Source organism: Kocuria sp. UBA5001, from assembly GCF_002398425.1.
GTDB lineage: Bacteria > Actinomycetota > Actinomycetes > Actinomycetales > Micrococcaceae > Kocuria > Kocuria salsicia.
In genome coordinates, this window is the sequence record NZ_DGYR01000007.1 from 1 (window position 1) to 21,313 (window position 21,313).

Sequence of the window (21,313 nt, forward strand, 5' to 3'; positions counted from 1 at the left end):
CCTACTCGTGCATCAGTCCCGAACGTGTGGTGCGTGGGTCCGCGTGTGGTCCCTGAGCGGACACACACCCGTGTGGTGGCCCGTGTGGTGCGTGTGGTCACGATTCACCGCCCGTGTGGAGGGTTGGATCGGTGTTGATCGGGGTCCGGGGTGCGGTCCACCTCGAGACATCACGGTTGCGGTCATCCGTGATGTGGGTTTCCACCAGCAGCCCCTGCCGGGTAAGTGTCTTGATGCGCCGGCGGACCTTCTCGCGCTGCGCCTGACTGATCTCGTCCCCGTGGATCGCTTCGGCTGCCATGGTCACCGTGAGCCCGCCCCGGGCGCGGGCCAGTTCCACCAGGTCCACTTCTCCCTGGACGGTGGAGATACCGACCTGGTGGTCGTGGAGGACTTGGAACGGGCCAACCTCTTCCATCACGGGCTTGAGCTGGGTGAACTGCACGACCGGGTCCCCAGCTTCACCCCACAGCCCGATCACGGAACCCGCGCCGGAGGTGAGCCAGGTGGACCCGTACACGTCCGAGAGCTTGTCCTGCTTCCCACCCTGCGAGGTCGCTTTCCGCTGGTGGTGCAGCTCGATGATGTCCACACCGCCCGCGAGCGCAGTCTGCCGTGCCCGGTTGTATCCGGAGCCCACAGCATCATCGGAGAGCCCCACCGCGGCATCCTTGAGGGAGTCCACGACCACCACGTCGGCGCCAGCTAGTTGCGCCAACTCGAGCAGGATCTCTGTCTTCTGGGCGAGGTCATGCGGGGGAGGGCCGGGCCAGATGGTCAGGCGCTCGTCCACGCGCTCGCGGTCCGCCGCCAGGAAGTGCCGCCCCAGGGACCGGGCGATCTGCCGGGGCCGGTCCATGGCGAGGTACAGGACCTTCCCTGCGGGGGCCACGGTGTAGCCCAGGACGTTGTCCTGCAACCCCAGTAGCCCGCGTACGACTTGCCCTGTGAGGGTGGTCTTGCCGACTCCTGGGGGACCGCAGAGCATGAGCGCTTCGCCCTTGGCCCAGAGGATCTGTTCACCGTCACCCCAGCGGGCGGGGATCTCGTCGGGCTGGTCGAAGATGAACGCGCCGCCGCTGACGTAGCGCTCGTCGTGGTGCTCCACGGCTTCTTCTGCGAACTCGGCGCTCGCGGGGAGATCTGCGAATGGGTTGGTCATGCTGCGGCGCCCCCTCGGGTCTGGGAGCCTCTTGGGTCGGCTGCGGATCGGATGGTCTTGACGGCTTCGGCCTGGGGAAGACCGGCTGTTTCGGCGGCGTGGAGCAGAGCGGCGGCGTACTCCTGTGTCAGCAGCCCGTCTTGGGCTAGCTGCCACGCCGCCCAATTCAGAGTGCTGTTCCGCTGCCCCTCGGGAGCGGTGGCCACAGTGCGGAGCAACCCGGCCACACGACGGTCCGCCTGCGAACGTGTGGGAGGGGCCACGGGCATGGGGCGGCGCTGTGCGGGCTCCTGCGGGGCCAGCATGTCGTGAAGCCACTGGGGGAGGGGTAGGAGCTTCCCAGGGTCTCCTGCTGGCGTGTAGGTGCCTTGCTTGAGGTTGGTTCCGGGCCCGCAGGCGTAGCCACCGTGGGCGCGGACATCGACCTGCCATTCCACTCCGGTGCGGTTTCGGATCCGTGAGCCAACCGGGGCGCGGAAGTACAGGTGCAGCCCTCCGCTCGGTGTGGTCACAGTGAACGTGTCGAACATGGACACGTTGGGGGAGTGGCGGGACCAGAGGTCCGCGAACACGTCCACCCCGTCACGGATCCCGGGCCGGTCCCACTCAGGCGGAGGGGTGGAACCATGGGAATCACAGTCGATCACCACCAGCCCGGAGCGGCCGCACGCGATACCCACGCCGGCACCCTTCGGCCACCGGTCGAGCTGGGCGGGGTCCACGGTGGCCCGCTTCTCCCAGTCCGTGATCGCCGGCCGCTTCTCACCCGGGATCAACGGCAACAGGTGGAAGCCGTGAATCGCGAGCGCGTAAAGGTGATCGCGGGTAGACTGGTGGTGGTTCGGAAGATCGTTCTTCGAGGCCCCCAGGTCGCCCGCCTGGGGGTTCTTCTTTGCCGTCATGCTGCAGCACCCCCACGGGTCTCCACGGGGCGCAGGAGACCTGCGAGCGTGGCCTTCTGTGCGTCGTTGAGCGGGGGAGCGGCGGACACGATCTCGGCCACGTACGCCTCGAGGTCCGGTGTGCCGAACTTCCCGCGGATGACGTTGCTCATGCGGCCACCCCCTCGTTGAGGGGTGAGGTGTTGGCCCACAGGATGCGGACCAGCTCATCACGCTGGGCAGCGGTGATGGAGTAGTCGCCGGTAGTGGCTTGGAGGATGGTGGCCTTAAGATTGGCGGCCACGAGGTCACGCCGGGCAGTGGAGAGCCGGGCGGTGTCAGAAGCGGCGAACCGGGAAAGGGCCCCGAGGCGGGCTCGCGCTCGCTGTGGTGTTTCGATAGACATCAGACGCTGATCCTTCACAGGATTCGGGCACAACGAATCGAGCCACGATTTTCAGCGGCTCAAAATTCGTGCATTGCGTCTGACTCTTGTCATGCCCTCGCACGCGGACATGTGAGCAACGTGCCTACTGCTCACGGGATAAGCATATCATGCCTGGAGTGTCAAGCACGCTTCTCGGTGAGGATTGCGGGCAGCTCTCGCAACCGGGACACGTCCACCAGAGCGCGCTCGCCGTCCGAAACGTTGCGAGCAACCAGGTCCAAGAAGACGTACATCTCCAGCTTCGCTGGCGACAAGACCACCCGGCGCCGACAGGTCGGGCAACGGAACTCGGACTTGCCCATGCTCATGTCAGGGCCCATCTTCCCAGGGTCGTCCGCGTTGAGGTCAGTGAAGTCGTTGGGTGCGTAGTCGATAGCGTCGCCCCGCTTCGAGGCCACCGAGTCCTGGTGCTTGTGGTCGAACATCCGCACCTGGGGGACGAAACGTGGCCTCCCGTGCACGGTGAGCGGGGCTCCCCAGAACACCAGTGAGGCGGGGGACTCGTTTCCCGAGACCACTTCCTCCCACCGGCCGCGCCCCAACTCTCGGGACGGATGCTGTCCACTATCGGTGCACCGTACGAGAACTTCACCCTCGGACGCGGGAAGTTTCGGGGTCACGAAGTAGCTGCCCTCGTGTATGTAGGTGCGCTGGGAGTTGTCCCAGGCGGGGGTGATCTCCATGCTCATGCCTTCCATTCGATCTTCACGGATTCGGGGTCTCGTCCCCGCCCCGGCCCGGCGGGCAGGATGGTCACGGTCATCAGGGTGTCCACGATCTCCCGCTTCACCAGCAGGGTGGCGTCCTCCCAGCGGGCCACTGCATCCTCACCGGCTATCGCGGCCGCGGCGCTCGCCGGTGTCAGGTCCGCCAACTGTGCCCGGGCCCTCTCCAACTGGGGGCGGACCCCAGCGGTGATCCTGGACAACTGCTCACCAGTGATCGTGCCCGCCGTGAACAAGTCCGCGGCCTCGGACAGCTTGGCCTCAAGCGCCTCGGCCTGCGAGCGCAGATCGTCCCCCCGGGCTGGATCCATCGTGGGGAGCGTCTCGAGGACGTCAGGCTGCTGCAGGCGCCCCAGGATCGCGCCCTCCACCACGGCGTCCACTAGGCCCATGGAGCGGGCCACCCTGGTGCAGTCTCGGCACCCGTAGGAGGGCATGCCGTCACGGCCTCTGCTCTTCAAGTAGCGCATCTTGCCGCCGCACCGGCCGCACTCGGCGATCCCCGTCAATAGGTAGGCGGGGGTGGTGCCGTGGTGCACTCGGCGCCCCGGGTCCGCCAGGAGCGCCCGTACCCGGTGCAACTCGTCCTCGGTGATGAGCGGTTCGATCACCTCGGAGGGAAAAATCTCACCCTTGTGCTCACGGAGCCCAGCGTTCGCGGCCCGCCGGAGGGTCTGCCGGACCGTGCCAGTCCTCCATCCGTTGCCCCGCTGAGTGGGTAACCCCTCCGTGTTCCAACGCAGGGCGATGGACCGGACCGATTCACCGGCAAGCAGTCGTGATACCCCGTCGCGGATCTGCTCCGCCTCGGGCGCATACGCCACGTCACGGCTCCCTGCGCGGCGTCCCTGGTCGTCGTAGACCCGGCGCCACCCGAACGGGCACAGCCCATTAGGGAGGCCCTGCTCGGCCCGTTCACGCTGCTTACGGCGGATACGTCGCGCCATCTGGTCCGTCTCATGCCGCGCCACACTGCCCTTGATACGGGCCGTCATTCGGCCTTGTGGAGTTGCAAGGTCGATCTCCCCGCCGATGGACACCAGCGCGATGTTGTGGGCGTCGGCGAGGTCGATCACGTCTTCGAGCTCGCGGGGTGTGCGGGTGAGCCGGTCAACGTCCCACACTATGAGCGCGCCGGCGATCCCGTTGGCGAGGTCCCGGAGCATCTGCTGGTACTGGGGGCGGACCTTCGCCCGGGTGGCGGAGGTGTCGTTCTCCACGTACTCATGGACCACGGCCCACCTGCGGGCGCTCGCGGCCTGCCGACAGTCCTCGAGCTGACGGTTCACACCCAGGCTTGTGCCCTCAGCGTCACGGCTGATGCGGGCGTAGATGACAGCGTCCATAAAAGAGATTCTAGCTCAGTCTTGACACCGGCCGAGGTGTACGTGGCACGCGGCGGGGAGTCCGAGCTGACGAGTCTCGTGCTGAGTGAGCCCCAGGTGCGCACCCTCGTGGAGCGGATGCTGAAGTCCTCCGGCCGGCGTTTGGACCTCAGCTCCCCGTTCGTGGACGCGTCCCTACCGGACGGCTCCCGGCTGCACGTGGTCATTCCTGACGTCACCCGGGCGCACTGGGCGGTCAACATCCGCAAGTTCGTGGCCCGGGCACGTCGGCTGCAAGACCTCGTGGCCCTCGGCTCGATGACGGTGCAGGCGGCGGAGTTGTTGCACGCCGCGGTGGACTCCGGCCTGAACGTCCTGGTCTCGGGGGCCACGCAGGCGGGGAAGACCACCATGCTCAACTGTCTGTGCGCGGCGATCGGTCCCCGGGAGCGGGTGATCACCGTGGAGGAGGTCTTCGAGCTCAAGGTGGCGCTGCGCGACGTCGTCGGCATGCAGTGCCGGCAGGCCAACCTGGAGGGGACCGGTGAGATCCCGCTGCGGCGGCTCGTGAAGGAGGCGCTGCGGATGCGCCCCGACCGCCTCGTGGTGGGGGAGGTCCGGGAGGCTGAGAGCCTCGACATGTTGATCGCGCTGAACGCGGGTCTGCCGGGGATGTGCTCGATCCACGCGAACTCGGCCCGGGACGCCGTCACCAAGATCTGCACCCTGCCGCTGCTCGCGGGCGAGAACATCAGCAGCGCGTTCGTGGTGCCCACCGTGGCCTCGTGCTTCGACATGGTGGTCCACTGCCACCGTGCCCCGGACGGGCACCGCTGCGTGGCCGAAATCCTGGGAGTCGGCAACCGGGTGGAGAACGGGGTGATCGAGACCTACCCCGTCTTCCAGCTGCGGGACGGCATCCTGCGAGCGGTCGCCTCCGAGGTGCCCGCGGCGCACAAGTTCGTGCGCGCCGGGTACTCGCCGGCGGTTCTCCTCCACGACGACGCCGCCCCGGGCCCCGGGGACGAGGGCACCTCGGAGCCGGTGTGGACTCTCGGCGGATCACTTCACGAGACGGGGGAAGGGTCCTCGGCCGGGGACGTCGCGGCAGTGAGCAGCGCGGGCGGCTCAGCTTCCGGCGCACGCCGCAACGGCGCCGGTCCACGCCGGGGCAGTTCCGGCCCGCGCGGCAACGGCACTGGTCCACGAGGTGACGCGTCGAGCGGGCGTGCGGGACGGGTCCCCCGGTGAGCGCGCTGCTCGGAGCCCTGCTCGGCACGGGAGTCTTCCTGGTGTGGTGGTCCTTCTGGACCCGGCGGCCTGCCCCGCGCACCCGACACGCGCGCACGGGCACGTTCCGCACCCTGATGGTCCAGGCGGACCTTCCCGGGGTCTCGCTCGCCGCGTTCGCGGGTCTCAGCGTCCTGCTCGCGTTGGTCGCGGGCGTCCTGGTGCTGGCGCTGACCTCCGCCGCAGTCTTCGGGCTCTGTGTCTTCCTGGTGTCCCTGTGCACTCCGCTCTGGTTCGTGCGCCGCCGCGCCCGTCGTCGCACCGCCGTGTTCCGTGAGGTGTGGCCGGACGTCGTGGACCACCTGCGCTCGGCGATCCGGGCGGGCATGGGGCTGCCGGAGGCGCTCATGCAGCTGCAGTACCGCGGCCCGGAACCGCTGCGGCCAGCCTTCGCGCGGTTCGCCGCCGACTACCGTGCGAGTGGTCAGCTGCACGGATCGCTCACGATGCTCAAGCAGCGCCTGGCCGATCCTGTGGCGGACAACATTGTGGAGGCCCTGCGGGTCACCCGCGAGGTGGGCGGCACGGATCTCGGCCGGCTGCTGGGGACGCTCTCGGAGTTCCTGCGCGAGAACGAGCGCACCCGCAGCGAGCTCGTGGCCCGGCAGTCCTGGACCGTCAACGCCGCCAGGCTCTCCGTGGCCGCCCCGTGGCTCATCCTCGCGCTGATGGCCACCCAGCCCGCCGCGGTCCAGGCGTACAACACAGCGGTCGGTGCCGCCGTCCTCCTGGGAGGCCTCGCGGTGTCCGTGGTGGCCTACCAGCTGATGCTGCGCCTCGGCGCGCTGCCCACCGAACGGCGGGTGCTGCGATGAACGCCACCGTGGTCTCCGCCCTGCTCGGTGCGATCCTTGCCCTGGGGTTGTGGCTCGTGCTGGTCGCCACCCGGGCGGTGGGCGTGCCGGGCTTCGCGGAGCGCATCGCACCCCAGCTGCGCGCCGCCGAGCTGGCGAACGGCTTGAGCGATCCCGCGTGGTCCTCCCGGCAGACCCGCGGCACGGCGCTGGCCGGTGCGGTCGGGGGCGCGGCCATGGAATGGCTCCTGCGGCGTGCCGCGCCCCTGTTCTCCAACGCGGACGTCCTGACCCGCCGGCTCGTGCGGGGCGGCTGCCGCAAGGACGTCATGGACTACCGGGCCGAGCAGGTGCTCTGCGCGGTGGCGGGCGCCGTTGCTGGCTGCGCCCTCGGTGTCGCCCTGGTGCTGCGGGAGGACGTGAACGTCGCGATCCTCGCCGTCGGGGCCGTGCTGGGTGCCGGGGTGGGCGTGTGGCTGCGCAACGACCTGCTCACCCGCAGCATCCGCGGCAGGGAGAAACGGATGCTTGCCGAGTTCCCCGCCGTGGCGGAGCTCATGGCGCTCGCGGTGGGTGCTGGGGAGAGCACCGTGGGTGCGCTCGAGAGGGTCTGCCGCGTGGCGGAGGGGGAGCTCGCGGGAGAGTTCCGGGCCGTCCTCGCCCAGACGCGGGCCGGTGCCGGGCTCACGACGGCGTTGCAGGACTTCTCGGCCCGCACGGACGTGGTCGCCCTGGGACGCTTCGTGGACGGCATCGTGGTGGCCATCGAGCGGGGCACTCCGCTCGCGGACGTGCTGCGCGCTCAGGCCCAGGACGTCCGCGACCACGACAAGCGCGTCCTGATGGAGATCGCGGGCAAGAAGGAGATCGCCATGCTCGTGCCCGTCGTGTTCTTCATCTTGCCCTTGAGCGTGGCGTTCGCGGTCTTCCCGGGCCTTGCGGTCCTCAACCTGGGGTTCTGAACCGCAGTCCCCGCCCCACTTCCACGAAGGAGAAACCCATGAAGCACCTGATCCGTCCGCTCGCCCTGCTGGGCTGGCTACTCACCACGGCGGTGCCCGCGCGGCTGCAAGCCGGGGAGGACGACGCCGACCGGGGAGACGTGCCCGGCTGGGTCATGCTCACCCTGATGTCCGCCGTGCTCGTGGCGGGGCTGCTGCTGATCGCACGCCCGGCGCTGGAGGGGCTGTTCCAGGATGCCATCAACAGGGTCTCCGGTCTCTGAGCCTCTCGCGCCCCGCCGCGCGGGCACGGGGGGAGCGCTGGCCGTGGACGAGGGCAGCGCCGTGGCGGAGTACGTCATGGTGCTGGCGCTCGCGAGCATCCTGTTCGGGATCATCCTCCAGGTGGGATTTGCCCTGCACGTGCGCAACACCCTGATCGACGCCGCCGCGACGGGTGCCCGGTACGCGAGCCTCGCGGACCGCACCGACGCTGACGGCGCCGAGCGCACCCGCGGGATCATCGCGGACACCGTGGGGGAGCGCTACGCGCAGGAGATCTCGGTGTCCCGGACCAGCGTGGGTGCGCTGCCCGCGGTGGAGATCCACGTCGTCGCCCCGCTGCCGGTGCTCGCAAGCCTCGGCCCTCCCGAGGGACTGGAGGTGAGCGGCCATGCGGTGGACATGGACTCCTGAGGCGAGGCAGGAACCGCTCGTGGACGACGACCCGGACCGGGGCAGCGCCATCGTGGAGTTCATCGGGCTCGGCCTGCTGCTGCTCATCCCCGTCATCTACCTGGTGGTCACCGTCGCCCGGGTGCAGGCGGCGTCCTTCGCGGTGGTCGCCGCGGCCGAGCAGGCGGGTCAGGCGATCTCCGTGCTGGAGGCGAAGGACGTGGACCGCACGGGCATCCACGACGTCGCCGCCGTGGCCGCGCAGGACCACGGCTTCGCCCCGCAGGACCTCACGGTCACGGTGGACTGCTCGGACGGCACGTGCGCCTCCCCGGGTGCGGTGGCGCGCGTCCACGCGAGCATCCGCGTGGGCCTGCCGGGCATGCCCGGATTCGCGACGGCCACGGTCGCGAACCTGTCGGCGGACGTCTCCGTGATCGCGGGGCGGTACTCGTGAGGCCGGTGCTGACGACGGCGGGGCGCGGGCGTTCCGGTCCGTTCACGCTGCTGCGCTCGCGATGGGCGGCGGAACCTGACGAGGACCCGGACGCGGGCCAGACCACCATCGTGCTGATCGGCTTCGCCCTCGTCTCGCTGCTGCTGGTGGTCACTGTCCTCGCGATCACGAGCGTGTACGTGGGCCAGCGGCAGCTGCAGTCTCTCGCGGACCGCGCGGCGGGTGCGGCGGCGGACACCTTCACCGACGTCGACCGCTCCGGCTCGGGTCCGCCCACGCCCATCCTCACGGACGAGGGCGTCTCCGGGGCCGCCACGAGCTACCTCGGAACCGTCGGCGCGTTCCACGACGTGAGCGGCCTGGCGGTGGGCGGGCCCACCGGCTCCACGGACGGGACGACGGCTCAGGTCTCGCTGACTGCTGTGGTCCACCCGCCTGTGGTCAACGTCGTCGTGCCCGCCGGTGTGCCCATCAGCGCCACCGGGGATGCCCGGGCCGTGATGCGTCGCTGAGGCATGACGCCGTGTGACACGGTGCCGAAACCCGTCCCGCGTCCGCCACCTCGGCCCCCGCCGAGCGCCCCGTGCGCCGCATCTGGCACTACCACGCGGTGGCCCCGGGCCTGCTCGTGCTGCGCGTGGTCCTGGGCAACACGTTTCTGATGCATGGCTGGCAAGATGTCCCGGAGTGGCGCTTCTCCGGCACCGCACAGAGCTTCGAGGGCATAGGCGTCCGCGCGTCCACCGCGTCCGCGGCCTTCGCGATCACCGTCGAACTGGTCGGCGGCATTGCGCTGATCCTCGGCGTGCTCACCCGCATTCCGGCCGCACTGCTGGCGCTGGACAGGGCAGCGGGCGTGGTCAGCGACTCCGGAGGTTTCGCGCCACCTGGCGTAATGCACCGTAGCGGCGGTACAGCCCGATCAGGGGGAGCACACCGCCCGCGCGGCGGACGGCCTGGTGGCGCACCGTGCGGAACAGCTCCCGCCGCAGCGCGGGACCGAGAGTGGCGCGGGATGGACGTCGCATGGCAGAGGCCTTTCGGGTGAGAGGACTGGGAGGACTTGTCAGTACTGTTCCCAGTTCCGGGGCAGTGCGGCGGAGGTGTCGAACGGCTCACGGTCCGCGACGGCACCGGATCGGTCGATCACCGTCACGTGCTGGGAGGATCCGCGCCGGGAGCCGCCGCTCACGTGTGCTCCGGTGTCCGCGACCACGTTCACCAGCTCCACGCCGGAGCCCACGTGCACACCGTCCAGCAGCACACAGTTGCGCACCACCGCACCGTGCTCCACCGTCACGTTCTGCCCGAGCACCGAGTGATCCACCGTACCGGCCACGTGCGAGCCGGGAGCCACCAGGGAACGGATGACCGCGGCGTCGTCGTCGACGAATGCGGGGAGCAGAGGGAGCTGTCCGCTCCAGACGGGCCAGGAGGGGTCGTCCAGGACCGCGCCGTCGCCGTCGAGCAGCTGCTGCTGGGCGGTCCAGAAGGACTGGACGGTCCCCAGGTCCATCCAGTACCCGCTGTGGCGGTGCTCCACCACCCTGTGGTGCTCCAGGACGTGGGGGATGAGGTCCTCGCCGTAGTCGCCGAGCTGGCCCAGCTGATCGTGCAGCGTCTCGAGCGAGTCCAGCAGCACGTCCGTGGTGAAGAGGAACATCTCCCCGGCCACCAGATGCCCCGAGGGTGCCTCGGGCTTGTACTCGAAGCCCGTGACCTCCCCGGACTCGGAGGTCTGGACCACGCTGTAGCGGGAGGGGTCCTCCGTGACCTCAGTGGTGACCATCGTGAGGTCAGCGCGCCGGCCCAGATGGGTGTCGACGACGTCCCTGAAGTCCACGGTGTAGAGGTGGTCCGCGGAGAGCACCAGCACGAGGTCCGGGGCCGCCTCCCGGATGACCGCGGCCTGCCGGAAGATGGAGTCCGAGTTGCCCGTGGCGAAGCCCTCCCCGTCCGCCCCCTCGTAGGGAGGCAGCACGTGCAGCCCGCCGTGGGAGCGGTCCAGGTCCCAGGGGCGGCCACCGGCCATGTAGAAGTTGAGGTCGTGGGGCAGGTACTGCTGCACCAGCCACACGTCCGTGATGTGCGAGTGCACCAGGTTGGACAGCGAGATGTCGATGAGGCGGTATGTGCCGCCCACCGAGAGGGCAGGTTTGACGGTGTGCTCCGTGAGTGCGCCCAGACGGGAGCCCTTGCCTCCCGCCAGGACGAGTGCGAGCACTGCAGGACGTTCCATCGACGGTCTCCTCGGTGAGCAGGCGGGGTGGATCCGAGCCTACCGGCTCCCGGGGCCCGCGGGCCATGACGTAAAGTGGTCTGCCATGGCCTCCATTGACTACGCTGCAGAAATCCGTGCCCTCCGCGCCACCTACGACTCCGTGGCGGCGGTCAGCGACGTCGAGTCCATGAAGACGCAGATCGCGGACCTCTCGGAGCAGGCGGCGGCCCCGGACCTCTGGGACAACCCGGAGGAGGCCCAGAAGGTCACGTCCCAGCTCTCCCACGCGCAGAGCAAGGTGGACCGGCTGAACAAGATCCACGGGCGCATCGACGACCTCGAGGTCATGGTGGAGCTCGCGGAGGACGAGGACGACCAGGAGACCCGGGACGCCTCGGCCGTGGAGCTCGAGTCCATCCGCAAGGCGCTGTCCGAGCTGGAGATCCAGACCCTGCTGGCCGGCGAGTACGACGAGCGCGAGGCCGTGGTCACCATCCGCTCCGGTGCCGGCGGCGTGGACGCCGCCGACTTCGCGGAGATTCTGATGCGCATGTACCTGCGCTGGGCCGAGCGCCACGGCTACCCCACCAAGGTGCTGGACACCTCCTACGCGGAGGAGGCCGGGCTGAAGTCCGCCACGTTCGAGGTCAAGGCCCCGTACGCGTTCGGCACGTTGTCCGTGGAGGCCGGCACCCACCGTCTGGTGCGCATCTCCCCGTTCGACAACCAGGGGCGGCGCCAGACCTCGTTCGCCGCGGTGGAGGTCATCCCGCTCATCGAGTCGGACGACACCGTGGAGATCCCCGAGACCGAGCTGAAGGTGGACGTGTTCCGCTCGTCCGGCCCCGGTGGGCAGTCCGTGAACACCACCGACTCCGCCGTGCGCATGACCCACATCCCCACGGGGATCGTGGTGTCGATGCAGAACGAGAAGTCGCAGATCCAGAACCGTGCGGCCGCGCTGCGCGTGCTGCAGTCCCGTCTGCTCCTGCAGCGCCAGGAGGAGGCGGACGCCAAGAAGAAGGAGATGGCGGGGGACGTGAAGGCGTCCTGGGGCGACCAGATGCGCTCGTACGTGCTGAACCCCTACCAGATGGTCAAGGACCTGCGCACCAACTACGAAGAGGGCAATCCCAGTTCCGTGTTCGACGGCGGGATCGACTCTTTCATCGACGAAGGCATTCGCTGGCGTGCAGGGGCGCGCCGCGACGACGAGAGCTGAGAGACTCTCACCGGCCGCGCGGCGTCGTCGGTCCCCGAGGGTGGGGGCCGTAGCGTGCACGGGGACCGGGGGAGCAGTGAGGAAAGAACAGGCCGATGGCCAAGAAGAACGCTGATGACGGCCGCCAGATCGTGGCCAACAACAAGAAGGCGCGCCACGACTACAACATCTACGACACCTATGAGGCCGGTCTGGCGCTCATGGGCACGGAGGTGAAGTCGCTGCGCATGGGGCGGGCGTCCCTGGTGGACGCGTTCTGCCAGTTCGACAACCGCGGTGAGCTGTGGCTCGAGCACGCCCACATCCCTGAGTACCTGCAGGGCTCGTGGACGAACCACTCCGCGCGGCGGCGGCGCAAGCTGCTGTTGCACCGCTCCGAGCTGGACAAGATCGCGGGCAAGACGCGCGAAGCCGGTTACACCATCATCCCGCTGTCCCTGTACTTCGTGCACGGCAAGCGCGTGAAGGTGGAGATCGCGGTGGCGCGCGGCAAGCGCGAGTACGACAAGCGCCAGACCCTGCGCGAGAAGCAGGACAACCGCGAGGCCCAGCGCGCCATGCGCTACCGCAACATGCGCGGCTGAGCCCTTCGACTCACGGCGTCCCGGCCGGTACCTCCAGTGCGAGGTGCCGGCCGGTCCAGTTCCTGCGCAACCAGCGGTCGTGGGAGGCCACGACCACGGTCCCCGGGTAGTTCGGCACCGCCGCCTCGAGCTGCGTGGCGAGCACGAGTGAGAAGTGGTTGGTGGGCTCGTCCAGCAACAACACGTGCGGCGGGTCCGCGAGCAGCACCGCCAGGGCGAGTCGACGCCGCTGACCCACGCTGAGCTCGCCGAGCCGACGGTTCTCGTCCCGCCCGGCCAGCAGCCCGAAGGTTCCCAGGGGTACCGCCTCGGCCCGTTTTGTGCCGACGATGTTCCGGTAGACGGCGGCCACCGTGCTGTCCGGATCGGCGGTGGCCAGGGTGTCGTCCTGGCCCAGCATCCCCACGCGCAGCCCGGGTGCGGTGTGCACCGAGCCGCCGGTGGGACCCAGCCGACCCGAGAGCAACCCCAGCAGCGTGGACTTCCCCGCGCCGTTGGATCCGGTGAGCAGCCACTTCTCACCGGCACCCACGCTCAGGGACACGGGGGCGAGGCGTCCCTCCACCGAGGCGTCGACGGCCGTGACCGCTGGTCCTGACGCCCGCAGCCGGTGCTCCGCGGCGGGGTCGGCGGCTGTGAGACCGCGGAAGAACAGCTCGGCGGGTGGCTTGCGGATCTGCTTCTCCTCGAGCTCGGCCAGCCGGGCGCGGGCGTCGTTCACGCGGCGGGAGACCACCGTGGCGTTGCGGTCCGCGTAGAACTTCTTGGCGGCCCGCGCCTCCGTGCGGGGGCCGCGTCCCGCGTGCCCCACGGTGTGCTGGTCCTTCACGGCGGCCCGCAGTTCCCTGAGTCGCTCCTGCTCGTCCCGGTAGGTGCGCTCCCAGCGCTCGCGGGCGTCCATGCGGGAGAGCACGTACTGGGAGTAGCTGCCGCTGAACCGGGTGACGCCGATGCCGGTGCCCGTGCCGTCGCCCACGAGGTCGCCGGTGGTGGCGTGCGGCTGCGGGGTGGGGTCCAGGTCCACGAGCGAGGTGACGGTCTCGTCCAGGAACGCGCGGTCGTGGCTCGCGAAGAGCACTGGCCCTCGCCATTCGCGCAGGGTGGCGGAGAGGAAGCCGATCGCCGCGTCGTCCAGGTGGTTCGTGGGCTCGTCCAGCAGCAGCACGTCCGGGGCGCGGAGCAGGGTCCACGCCAGGGACAGCCGGGCGCGCTGCCCGCCGGAGAGCTCCCCGGTGGGCCGGTCCCGGGGGATTCCCCCGAGGCCCAGGCCCTCCAGAACCGTGGAGATGGTGGTGTCCACGTCCCACGCTCCCGTGCGCTCGGCTTCCTCGAGGGTGTGCGCGTAGGCGGTGGCGGCGCGCTCGTCCTGCGGGGCGGCGGCGAGGGCGCGGGCGGCGTCGTCGACGGCGCGCGCCACGTCGCGCAGGTGCCGCACCGCTGTCTCGACGGCGTCCGCCACGGTCTCGGCGGGGGAGAAGGGCGGTTCCTGGTGCAGCAGACCCACGCGCACGGGGGAGCCACCGGGTACGGAGAAGCGCACGGTGCCGGCATCGGGATCCTGGACGCCGGCGATGATGCGCAGCAGGGTGCTCTTGCCGGAGCCGTTCTCGCCGATCAGACCCGTGGGGCGACCGGCCGGGACCGTGAAGGAGACGTCCGTGAGGACCCGGTGGGTCCCGTAGGAGCAGGAGACGCCGTCCACCGTGAGGTGGGCGGAGGCGCCGTGGGCGGAGACGGGTGTGCGCAGCTGTGTGGTGGTCATCAGAGTCCTGGGATGGGCGCGGTCCCCGCCGGGCAGCGGCCTCGGGCGCGGGGAGTTCAGAAGGGCTCATCGGGACATGGCCCCCACCGTAGGCCACGGCGGGGGAGCGGGCAAGGGCCGCACGGGAGACCTCGTCCCTTTCGGCCCGGGCGACCTGTTGACGTGCGGTGAGGTGCGGACGTATTCTTGTGTGTCCACGAGGTGGTCCGGTACCCAGTGCCGGAGGCACGTGGGGCTCATTGAAAAATGAATACGGGGATGATCGGTTTCGACGATGTGAGTTGAGACAGGGGAAGCGGGTCGAGGACACAGAGTTATCTCGTAAACGCTCTCTGTAAAAATATAAGTGCCAAATCCAAGCGCACTGACTTCGCTCTCGCTGCGTAAGTAGCGACAGCAGTCTGTCAGCCCAGGTACACCTTCGACCTGGAATCTGACATCAGCTAGAAGGTCACTGCTCTGGACGTACGTCACGGACGTCCAGGGGACTTTTACGTGACTGAGTCCGGCGGCCACTCGTGTGCGAGATGGCCGGGACTGAGAAACCTGCAAGCACACTGCACCCGGAGAAGCCCTGACAAAGCTGCATCGGACGGGGGTTCAATTCCCCCCATCTCCACTGGAACGGCCTGGGCCGCGACGTCGTGCACACGACCTCGCGACCCAGGCTTTTTTCATGCGCCCGCCCCGCTGCACGGGTATCGGGAACCCGCGGGCGCAGAGCCCCGTGTGAAAGACTGGAGTCCGCAACGGACCACCACCACCGAAAGGCAGGCGCCGCCATGAGCGAACGTCCCTCCGAGCAGTCCGGCTCCTCGTCGGCCTCCGACCGCGAGCAGCCCCGGTACGGCCAGTACTCCGAGGATCGCTCCCAGACCGCGGGGCAGACCCAGCCCGAGTACGGCCAGTACGGGGACCACGCCACAACCGGTCAGTACGGGGACGCCGGCCACCAGGGTGCGGACCGCTCCAGCTACCGGGGCGGCTACGGCGAGCCCGCCGGGCCCCAGCAGGGCTACTCGCAGAACGGCTACGGCGAGCACAGCACCCAGCAGGGATACGGCAACCAGGGGTACGGCAACGAGGGCTACGGCGTCCAGTCCGGCACGGGCGAGCAGGACTACTCGGGCCAGGGCTACGGGAACCAGACCGGCGGCGGGTACCCCACGCACTACCAGAACGACTACTCGCAGCAGTCTTACGGACAGGGCTACAACGGCTACCAGCAGGGCCCGGTGCCAGGCAAGGGCCTGGCGATCGCGTCCCTCGTGCTGGGAATCCTCGGCATCCTGACCTTCTGGTTCTTCGGACTCGGCGGCCTGCTGGGCCTGGTGGGCCTGGTGCTGGGCATCATCGGCCTGGTCAAGATCCGCAAGTCCCGCCGTGACTCCCCGGCCCTGGCCATCGTGGGCATCGTGCTCTCGGCCCTCGCGCTGATCGGCGGGGCGTTCATGGCCGCCATCTTCGTGTGGGTCATGGGCTCGATGGGCGACTGCATGCAGTACGCCCAGCAGCAGGACCAGACCCAGATGGAGCAGTGCATCAACGAGAGGCTGGGCACCTCGATCGACTCCTGACGGGGTCCCTGGCGGGGCCGGTCACGGTCCACGCCGTTGCTCCCGGTACGACGACGCCCGGCACAGCTGTTCGCAGCGGTGCCGGGCGTCGTCGTGTCCGGGTCTTCGTACCCGGCTCTCCGTGTCCGGGTTCTTCTCGCCATGCCCTTCGCGCCTGCCCGTTCGTGCCTGGCTGTGACGCACGCGCTCCGGGGCGCGTGCGGGAATCGACCGGAGCGTGAGGGCGGCCGCTCCCGGCTCAGGACTCGCGGGTGCCGAGGGCGTCCAGAGCGGCGTCGTGCAGGAGGCCGTTCGTGGCCAGGGCGTTGCCCCCGAAGGGGCCGTCCTCCCCGGCGAGGGACGTGAACCGCCCGCCGGCCTCGGTCACGATCGGCACGAGCGCGGCCATGTCGTAGAGGTTCAGCTCGGGTTCGCACGCGATGTCCACCGCGCCCTCCGCCACGAGGCAGTAGGACCAGAAGTCACCGTAGGCACGGGTGCGCCACACGGTGTCCGTGAGATCCAGGAAGCGGTCGCGCACGCCGAGGTCCCGCCAGCCGCCGAGCGAGGAGTAGGACAGGGAGGCGTCCTGGAGCGTGGACACCGAGGACACGTGCAGGCGCTGGGCCTGGGAGAGGGAGCGGCCGGTGAACGCGCCGGAGCCCTTGGCTGCCCACCAGCGGCGGTTCAGGGCGGGTGCGGAGACCACGCCCAGCACCACCTCGCCGTCCTCCACGAGGCCGATGAGCGTGGCCCACACGGGCACGCCGCGGACGTAGTTCTTGGTGCCGTCGATCGGATCCACGACCCACTGCCGGCCTCCGGAGCCCGTGGTGCCGAACTCCTCGCCGATCACGGCGTCACGGTTGCGGATGCGTCCCAGCTGCGAGCGGATGATCTGCTCCGCCTCCCGGTCCGCGTCCGTCACGGGCGTGAGATCCGGTTTGGTCTCCACCGTGAGGTCCTGGGACTTGAAGCGCTTCATGGTCAGGCCGTCCACGGAGTCCGCCAGGATGTGGGCCAGGCGCAGGTCGTCCGTGTGGTTGCTGGGTGCTCGCATGTCCCTACGTTATCGCTTGTCCGAGCCGCTTTTCGCTGTCGCCCCGCTGTGTCTCCCCGCGCGACGCCGCCAGCAGGCGCCGCAGGGACTCGAGCCTTCCGGGGGCGGCGGGTGAGGCCTCCGGCCGGTGCACCCACGCATCGAGCGCGCAGCCGGGGGAGTCCTCCGTGTGCAGGCACCCGCGGGGGCAGTCCGCGGTGGCGGGGACCAGATCCGTGAACGCGTTGAGGAGGTCCTCCTCCGCCACGTGCGCGAGTCCGAGCGAGCGGATGCCGGGGGTGTCCACCACCCACGTGCCGGGGCGGGTGCCCGGGACGGTCAGGGCCAGCGCGGAGGAGGACGTGTGCCGCCCGCGGCCGGTGACGTCGTTGACGCCGCCGGTGGCGCGCTGAGAACCGGTGAGCGCGTTGACGAGCGTGGACTTCCCCACGCCGGAGGGCCCCAAGAACACGCTCACGTGCCCGTCCAGGACGGCGCGCAGCCTGTCGAGGGACTCGGGGGAGACCTCCAGCGAGGTGTCGTGCAGACCGGCCTCGGGGCGCTGACCGCGTTCCGTGGCGCGCTGCGTGGTCACCGTGAGGACGTCGAGGTCCTCGAAGTGCTCGAGGAACTCCGCGGGATCCTGGAGGTCCGTCTTGGTCATGCACACGACGGGGGTGATGCCGGCGTCCCAGGCGGCCACGAGCCCGCGGTCCACGAATCCGGTGCGAGGCGTGGGGGAGGCGGCGGCGAGGACGAGCACCAGACGGTCCGCGTTGGCCACGATCACCCGCTCCACCGGGTCGGTGTCGTCCGCGCTGCGTCGCAGCACCGTGGAACGGGGCTCGATCCGCACGATCCTGGCCAGGGTGTCAGCCTCTCCGGAGACGTCTCCGACCACTCCCACACGGTCCCCGGGCACGATGGGCTGACGCCGCAGCTCCTTGGCCCGGACGCACAGCACGGTGCGCGGGGTCGGGCCGTCCTCGTCCACCACGCACGTGTACCGGCCGCGGTCGACGGCGACGACACGTGCGATCACGGCGTCGTCGTGCGCCGGGCGCTGCTTGGTGCGGGGACGCGAGCCCCGCTTGTTGGCCCTGACGCGGACGTCCGATTCGTCCCAGCTCCTGCCCGCCACCGTTCAGGCCTCCGAGCCGAGCATCCGGGCCCACATCACCGGGAAGTCCGGCAGGGTCTTCGACGTGGTGGCGATGTCCTCGACCTCGATGCCCGGGACACGCAGCCCCAGGATCGCCCCGGCGGTGGCCATGCGGTGGTCGTGGTAGCTGTGGAAGACGCCGCCGTGCAGGGGCGCGGGGGTGATGACCAGCCCGTCCGGCGTCTCCTGCACGTTGCCGCCCAGCGCGTTGAGCTCCGCGCTCAGTGCGGCGAGCCGGTCGGTCTCGTGGCCGCGCAGGTGGGCGATGCCGCGCAGCCGGGACGGCGTGGTGGCCAGCGCGCACAGCGCGGCCACCGTGGGTGCCAGTTCGCCGGCCTCGGAGAGGTCCAGGTCCACGCCGCTGATCTGCTGCGGTCCGCTCACCGTGAAGGTGGTGCCGTCCAGCTGAGTCTGCGCGCCGAACCGGGGAAGGATCTGCCGCCAGTGGTCGCCGCCCTGGGTGGTCTGCCCAGGCCAGTCAGGAATGCTGACCGTGCCGCCGGTCACCACGGCGGCCGCCAGAAAGGGGCCCGCGTTGGAGAGGTCCGGTTCCACGGTGACGTCCATCCCGGCAATCGCTCCGGGGGTCACCCGCCACTCGGCGGGACCAGTGCGCTCGGCGTCCGCGCCGGCCTCGCGCAGCACCGCCACGGTCATGTCCACGTGCGGCAGGGAGGGCACGCCCCCCGAGCCCTCGTGGCGCAGGACGAGGGGGGCGTCGAAGGCAACGGCCGCCAGCAGCAGGGCGGAGACGAACTGGGACGACCCGCTCGCGTCGATCGACACGGTGCCCCCGGACACAGCTCCGGTTCCGAGAACGCGCAGGGGCAACGTGCCCCGGCCGTCGTCCTCGACGCCCACTCCGAGCTCGCGCAGCCCCGCGACCACGGGACCCATGGGGCGGACGCGGGCTCCGGCGTCGCCGTCGAAGTCCACGGCCCCGTCACGCAGTGCGGCCAGCGGCGGGACGAAGCGCATGACCGTGCCGGCGAGACCGCAGTCCACCGCCACGGGCTCCTCGAGCGCGCGGCCCACCGGCATGGGGGTGACGCTCAGATCCGGGCCGAAGGGGCCGGGATCGGGGAGGGGAGTGACCACCGCACCCAGCTGCTCGAGAGCGGCGACCATCAGAGCGCTGTCACGCGAGTGCAACGGCTTGCGCAGTACCGAGGGCCCGGAGGCCAGCGCCGCGAGCACCAGGTACCTGTTGGTCAGGGACTTGGACCCGGGGATCGCCACCGTGGCGGAGACGGGAGTGTCTCGCCAGGGTGCGGGCCAGTGCGGGCCTGGGGACTGCGGCAAGCCGTTGCTCGGCGTCACGTGGGTACGGCTCCTAGTTCGAGACGGCGTCCTGCACGGCCTTCTCGGCCTGCGCCAGCTTCTTCTTCGTGTCCTTGCCCACCTTCGCGGCGTTCTTGCGGACGTCGTCCGCGAGGTGGCTCGCGCGCCACGCCAGCGAGGGGTTGCCGGAGGTGTCCACGGCGGCGATCATCACGGCACCGAGCAGGGACACGTTCTTCAGCAGACCGGCACGGCGGGTGGCCTTGCCCTCGGCAGAGCCCGTGTCCGCGGAGCGGTACTGGGTGTAGCCGTTGAGCGCGGTGGTACCCAGCAGCACGGTGGCCGAGAGGCGGGGCAACTTGCTGATGGCCAGCAGGGACGCGGCGGTGACCTGCGCGGCGGCGACACCCTGGGCGACGACGGCGCGGTTGGCGGTCACGGGGCGCAGCTGGGGGACAGCGGACTCCACGGCCTTCAGCACGGGATCCAGCTGCTGGGCGGCCGCGGACGAATTGCGGAACGCATCAATGCCTCCGGCGATGTAGCCGGTGGCCAGCAGCGGGCGGGCGAGACGACGAACGATGCTCATGGTTCTCCTCCTAGCATCCCGGCACTTCCGGGAGGGCACACCGACCATCCTATCGGCCTGCGCCCGTGCCTCCCCGGGAATACCCGCGTGCGGACGGCGTGTTATGCCGAATGGACAGACGGCGCCGCGCCCACGGTGCCGTGCCGCGTACGAGCCACGGAATGGGGTGATCACTGCAGATGCCGGTCGCGACCCTAGACTTGGGAACGATGAACGATCAGCGAAGTCAAGACTCCCGCGCAGTGGACCACCCGGAGGAAGTGCCCGCCGGGGAGGAGTCCACGCAGCAGCGGCGCGAACGGTTCGAGCGCGACGCCATGCAGTACGTGGACCAGCTCTACGCCGCCGCGTTGCGCATGGCGCGCAACCCCTCCGATGCCGAGGACCTGGTGCAGGAGGCCTACACCAAGGCGTTCTCCGCGTTCCACCAGTACAAACCCGGGACCAACCTCAAGGCCTGGCTGTACCGGATCCTCACGAACACCTACATCAACCTGTACCGCAAGCGTCAGCGCGAACCCCGCCAGGCCAACACGGACGCGGTGGAGGACTGGCAGCTGCATCGAGCGGAGTCGCACACCTCCACAGGTCTGCGCTCTGCCGAGGTTGAGGCGCTGGACCACCTGCCGGACTCGGACGTCAAGCGGGCACTGCAGGAGCTGCCCGAGGAGTTCCGCCTGGCGGTCTACTTCTCCGACGTGGAGGGATTCGCGTACAAGGAGATCTCCGAGATCATGGACACGCCCATCGGCACCGTGATGTCCCGGTTGCACCGGGGGCGCAAGCTTTTGCGAGAGAAACTGGGCGACTACGCCCAGGAACGAGGATTTGACACGTCCAAAACCCGCAAGGGCAAGGACGGCGCGCCAGCGAAGGATCGAGGCTGAAAACATGACCGACAAACCGTGCCACAACGGCTGCACGGACGAGCGCATCCGCAGGATCTACGAGTACCTGGACGGCGCGCTGACCACCGAGGACCTCGAAGAGATCCACGCGCACCTCACGGACTGCCCGGAGTGCGCGCGTGAGTACAACTTCGAGTGCATCATCCGCTCGGTCATGAAGCGTTCGTGCTGCGAGACGGCGCCCACGGAGCTCAAGCGCTCGATCCTCGAGCGGATCGACGCCCAGTGCCGGGAGCACCCGGTGGCCTGAACAGTCATCTGTTCCAACCCCGGACGTGCAGAACGCCCGTG

General features: G+C 69.8%; 24 protein-coding genes, 1 other RNA gene and 1 pseudogene. 14 read left to right on the top strand and 12 right to left on the bottom strand.

The window, feature by feature from the left end:
* Nucleotides 1-97: 97 nt before the first annotated feature.
* The 6 genes from B3G12_RS03505 to B3G12_RS03530 all read right to left on the bottom strand — a co-directional run bounded on the left by B3G12_RS03505 (nucleotide 98) and on the right by B3G12_RS03530 (nucleotide 4,562).
* On the bottom strand, nucleotides 98-1,162 hold the full coding sequence (locus B3G12_RS03505; RefSeq protein WP_290499156.1) for an AAA family ATPase: 1,065 nt from the start codon (nucleotides 1,160-1,162) through the stop codon (nucleotides 98-100).
* Nucleotides 1,159-2,064 carry a bifunctional DNA primase/polymerase gene (locus tag B3G12_RS03510; RefSeq protein ID WP_290499157.1) on the bottom strand — a complete coding sequence of 302 codons (906 nt, stop codon included), beginning with the start codon at nucleotides 2,062-2,064 and terminating at the stop codon, nucleotides 1,159-1,161. The genes B3G12_RS03505 and B3G12_RS03510 overlap by 4 nt, the downstream gene beginning before the upstream one ends.
* Nucleotides 2,061-2,216 carry a hypothetical protein gene (locus tag B3G12_RS03515; RefSeq protein WP_259898080.1) on the bottom strand — a complete coding sequence of 52 codons (156 nt, stop codon included), beginning with the start codon at nucleotides 2,214-2,216 and terminating at the stop codon, nucleotides 2,061-2,063. Before B3G12_RS03515 ends, B3G12_RS03510 begins: the two co-directional genes overlap by 4 nt.
* A complete protein-coding gene (locus B3G12_RS03520; RefSeq protein WP_259898081.1) occupies nucleotides 2,213-2,449 on the bottom strand; it encodes a hypothetical protein in 237 nt (78 codons plus the stop codon). The genes B3G12_RS03515 and B3G12_RS03520 overlap by 4 nt, the downstream gene beginning before the upstream one ends.
* Nucleotides 2,450-2,610: 161 nt before the next feature.
* Nucleotides 2,611-3,180, bottom strand: a complete 570-nt coding sequence (locus tag B3G12_RS03525) for a hypothetical protein (RefSeq protein WP_290499158.1) — start codon at nucleotides 3,178-3,180, stop codon at nucleotides 2,611-2,613.
* Nucleotides 3,177-4,562 (bottom strand): recombinase family protein, encoded by a 1,386-nt coding sequence (locus B3G12_RS03530; RefSeq protein ID WP_290499159.1) that lies wholly within the window; start codon nucleotides 4,560-4,562, stop codon nucleotides 3,177-3,179. Before B3G12_RS03530 ends, B3G12_RS03525 begins: the two co-directional genes overlap by 4 nt.
* Nucleotides 4,563-4,589: 27 nt before the next feature.
* On the opposite strand from B3G12_RS03530, the pseudogene B3G12_RS03535 reads away from it, so the two are divergent.
* The 8 genes and pseudogenes from B3G12_RS03535 to B3G12_RS03570 all read left to right on the top strand — a co-directional run.
* A pseudogene (locus tag B3G12_RS03535) lies at nucleotides 4,590-5,792 on the top strand (CpaF family protein); the annotation flags it as partial.
* Nucleotides 5,789-6,646 carry a type II secretion system F family protein gene (locus B3G12_RS03540; RefSeq protein ID WP_144942147.1) on the top strand — a complete coding sequence of 286 codons (858 nt, stop codon included), beginning with the start codon at nucleotides 5,789-5,791 and terminating at the stop codon, nucleotides 6,644-6,646. The pseudogene B3G12_RS03535 and the gene B3G12_RS03540, both read left to right, overlap by 4 nt.
* Entirely contained in the window at nucleotides 6,643-7,587 is a 945-nt protein-coding gene (locus B3G12_RS03545) for a type II secretion system F family protein (protein ID WP_144942149.1), read from the top strand. Before B3G12_RS03540 ends, B3G12_RS03545 begins: the two co-directional genes overlap by 4 nt.
* A 38-nt stretch (nucleotides 7,588-7,625) precedes the next feature.
* Complete coding sequence (locus B3G12_RS03550; protein WP_144942152.1) at nucleotides 7,626-7,850, top strand: hypothetical protein; 225 nt, start codon at nucleotides 7,626-7,628, stop codon at nucleotides 7,848-7,850.
* 43 nt (nucleotides 7,851-7,893) lie between these two features.
* A complete protein-coding gene (locus B3G12_RS03555) occupies nucleotides 7,894-8,262 on the top strand; it encodes a TadE family protein (RefSeq protein WP_244944688.1) in 369 nt (122 codons plus the stop codon).
* Nucleotides 8,240-8,698, top strand: a complete 459-nt coding sequence (locus B3G12_RS03560; RefSeq protein ID WP_244944687.1) for a hypothetical protein — start codon at nucleotides 8,240-8,242, stop codon at nucleotides 8,696-8,698. The genes B3G12_RS03555 and B3G12_RS03560 overlap by 23 nt, the downstream gene beginning before the upstream one ends.
* A complete protein-coding gene (locus B3G12_RS03565; RefSeq protein WP_244944686.1) occupies nucleotides 8,695-9,210 on the top strand; it encodes a pilus assembly protein TadG-related protein in 516 nt (171 codons plus the stop codon). Before B3G12_RS03560 ends, B3G12_RS03565 begins: the two co-directional genes overlap by 4 nt.
* Before the next feature lie 71 nt (nucleotides 9,211-9,281).
* Nucleotides 9,282-9,746 carry a DoxX family protein gene (locus B3G12_RS03570; RefSeq protein ID WP_144942154.1) on the top strand — a complete coding sequence of 155 codons (465 nt, stop codon included), beginning with the start codon at nucleotides 9,282-9,284 and terminating at the stop codon, nucleotides 9,744-9,746.
* An 18-nt stretch (nucleotides 9,747-9,764) separates the two neighbouring features.
* On the opposite strand, the gene B3G12_RS03575 is transcribed toward B3G12_RS03570, so the two are convergent.
* Complete coding sequence (locus tag B3G12_RS03575; RefSeq protein WP_144942156.1) at nucleotides 9,765-10,937, bottom strand: glucose-1-phosphate adenylyltransferase family protein; 1,173 nt, start codon at nucleotides 10,935-10,937, stop codon at nucleotides 9,765-9,767.
* An 85-nt stretch (nucleotides 10,938-11,022) separates the two neighbouring features.
* On the opposite strand from B3G12_RS03575, the gene prfB reads away from it, so the two are divergent.
* Together prfB and smpB are read left to right on the top strand one after the other, a co-directional pair.
* Complete coding sequence (gene prfB, locus B3G12_RS03580) at nucleotides 11,023-12,141, top strand: peptide chain release factor 2 (protein ID WP_055085474.1); 1,119 nt, start codon at nucleotides 11,023-11,025, stop codon at nucleotides 12,139-12,141.
* 95 nt (nucleotides 12,142-12,236) lie between these two features.
* On the top strand, nucleotides 12,237-12,725 hold the full coding sequence (gene smpB, locus B3G12_RS03585) for an SsrA-binding protein SmpB (RefSeq protein WP_055085472.1): 489 nt from the start codon (nucleotides 12,237-12,239) through the stop codon (nucleotides 12,723-12,725).
* Between the two features lie 10 nt (nucleotides 12,726-12,735).
* Here the strand turns inward: smpB and B3G12_RS03590 are convergent, their stop codons facing one another.
* Nucleotides 12,736-14,487: an ABC-F family ATP-binding cassette domain-containing protein gene (locus B3G12_RS03590; RefSeq protein ID WP_144942158.1), complete on the bottom strand. Its 1,752-nt coding sequence runs from the start codon at nucleotides 14,485-14,487 to the stop codon at nucleotides 12,736-12,738.
* 254 nt (nucleotides 14,488-14,741) lie between these two features.
* Between B3G12_RS03590 and ssrA the strand changes: the two genes are divergently transcribed.
* Nucleotides 14,742-15,109, top strand: a transfer-messenger RNA (tmRNA) gene (gene ssrA / locus B3G12_RS03595).
* Between the two features lie 160 nt (nucleotides 15,110-15,269).
* Nucleotides 15,270-16,064, top strand: coding sequence for a DUF4190 domain-containing protein (locus tag B3G12_RS03600; RefSeq protein WP_144942160.1), 795 nt, complete (start codon nucleotides 15,270-15,272; stop codon nucleotides 16,062-16,064).
* A 238-nt stretch (nucleotides 16,065-16,302) separates the two neighbouring features.
* Here B3G12_RS03600 and hisN read toward each other — a convergent pair whose 3' ends face one another.
* From hisN to B3G12_RS03620, 4 genes are read right to left on the bottom strand one after another with little or no spacing between them, the layout of a single operon-like run.
* Entirely contained in the window at nucleotides 16,303-17,103 is an 801-nt protein-coding gene (gene hisN / locus B3G12_RS03605; RefSeq protein ID WP_144942162.1) for a histidinol-phosphatase, read from the bottom strand.
* Nucleotides 17,104-17,107: 4 nt separating this feature from the next.
* The gene (gene rsgA / locus B3G12_RS03610) at nucleotides 17,108-18,223 is read right to left on the bottom strand and encodes a ribosome small subunit-dependent GTPase A (RefSeq protein ID WP_144942164.1); all 1,116 of its coding nucleotides are present in this window, start codon (nucleotides 18,221-18,223) and stop codon (nucleotides 17,108-17,110) included.
* A gap of 3 nt (nucleotides 18,224-18,226) precedes the next feature.
* Entirely contained in the window at nucleotides 18,227-19,564 is a 1,338-nt protein-coding gene (gene aroA / locus B3G12_RS03615; protein ID WP_290499167.1) for a 3-phosphoshikimate 1-carboxyvinyltransferase, read from the bottom strand.
* Nucleotides 19,565-19,577: 13 nt separating this feature from the next.
* A complete protein-coding gene (locus B3G12_RS03620) occupies nucleotides 19,578-20,114 on the bottom strand; it encodes a DoxX family protein (protein ID WP_144942166.1) in 537 nt (178 codons plus the stop codon).
* 209 nt (nucleotides 20,115-20,323) lie between these two features.
* Between B3G12_RS03620 and B3G12_RS03625 the strand changes: the two genes are divergently transcribed.
* Both B3G12_RS03625 and rsrA read left to right on the top strand, forming a co-directional pair.
* A complete protein-coding gene (locus B3G12_RS03625) occupies nucleotides 20,324-21,001 on the top strand; it encodes a sigma-70 family RNA polymerase sigma factor (RefSeq protein ID WP_144942167.1) in 678 nt (225 codons plus the stop codon).
* 4 nt (nucleotides 21,002-21,005) lie between these two features.
* On the top strand, nucleotides 21,006-21,272 hold the full coding sequence (rsrA, locus tag B3G12_RS03630; RefSeq protein ID WP_144942168.1) for a mycothiol system anti-sigma-R factor: 267 nt from the start codon (nucleotides 21,006-21,008) through the stop codon (nucleotides 21,270-21,272).
* Nucleotides 21,273-21,313: the final 41 nt, after the last annotated feature.

Bases quoted from the DNA above. Each gene is read 5' to 3' on its own strand.
- B3G12_RS03600 (WP_144942160.1), top strand. From the start codon at position 15,270: ATGAGCGAACGTCCCTCCGAGCAGTCCGGCTCCTCGTCGGCCTCCGAC.
- B3G12_RS03625 (WP_144942167.1), top strand. From the start codon at position 20,324: ATGAACGATCAGCGAAGTCAAGACTCCCGCGCAGTGGACCACCCGGAG.
- B3G12_RS03620 (WP_144942166.1), bottom strand. From the start codon at position 20,114: ATGAGCATCGTTCGTCGTCTCGCCCGCCCGCTGCTGGCCACCGGCTAC.
- B3G12_RS03560 (WP_244944687.1), top strand. From the start codon at position 8,240: ATGCGGTGGACATGGACTCCTGAGGCGAGGCAGGAACCGCTCGTGGAC.
- B3G12_RS03505 (WP_290499156.1), bottom strand. From the start codon at position 1,162: ATGACCAACCCATTCGCAGATCTCCCCGCGAGCGCCGAGTTCGCAGAA.
- smpB (WP_055085472.1), top strand. From the start codon at position 12,237: ATGGCCAAGAAGAACGCTGATGACGGCCGCCAGATCGTGGCCAACAAC.
- prfB (WP_055085474.1), top strand. From the start codon at position 11,023: ATGGCCTCCATTGACTACGCTGCAGAAATCCGTGCCCTCCGCGCCACC.
- rsrA (WP_144942168.1), top strand. From the start codon at position 21,006: ATGACCGACAAACCGTGCCACAACGGCTGCACGGACGAGCGCATCCGC.
- B3G12_RS03525 (WP_290499158.1), bottom strand. From the start codon at position 3,180: ATGAGCATGGAGATCACCCCCGCCTGGGACAACTCCCAGCGCACCTAC.
- B3G12_RS03515 (WP_259898080.1), bottom strand. From the start codon at position 2,216: ATGAGCAACGTCATCCGCGGGAAGTTCGGCACACCGGACCTCGAGGCG.
- B3G12_RS03575 (WP_144942156.1), bottom strand. From the start codon at position 10,937: ATGGAACGTCCTGCAGTGCTCGCACTCGTCCTGGCGGGAGGCAAGGGC.
- hisN (WP_144942162.1), bottom strand. From the start codon at position 17,103: ATGCGAGCACCCAGCAACCACACGGACGACCTGCGCCTGGCCCACATC.
- B3G12_RS03590 (WP_144942158.1), bottom strand. From the start codon at position 14,487: ATGACCACCACACAGCTGCGCACACCCGTCTCCGCCCACGGCGCCTCC.
- B3G12_RS03550 (WP_144942152.1), top strand. From the start codon at position 7,626: ATGAAGCACCTGATCCGTCCGCTCGCCCTGCTGGGCTGGCTACTCACC.
- B3G12_RS03530 (WP_290499159.1), bottom strand. From the start codon at position 4,562: ATGGACGCTGTCATCTACGCCCGCATCAGCCGTGACGCTGAGGGCACA.
- B3G12_RS03545 (WP_144942149.1), top strand. From the start codon at position 6,643: ATGAACGCCACCGTGGTCTCCGCCCTGCTCGGTGCGATCCTTGCCCTG.
- B3G12_RS03510 (WP_290499157.1), bottom strand. From the start codon at position 2,064: ATGACGGCAAAGAAGAACCCCCAGGCGGGCGACCTGGGGGCCTCGAAG.
- B3G12_RS03520 (WP_259898081.1), bottom strand. From the start codon at position 2,449: ATGTCTATCGAAACACCACAGCGAGCGCGAGCCCGCCTCGGGGCCCTT.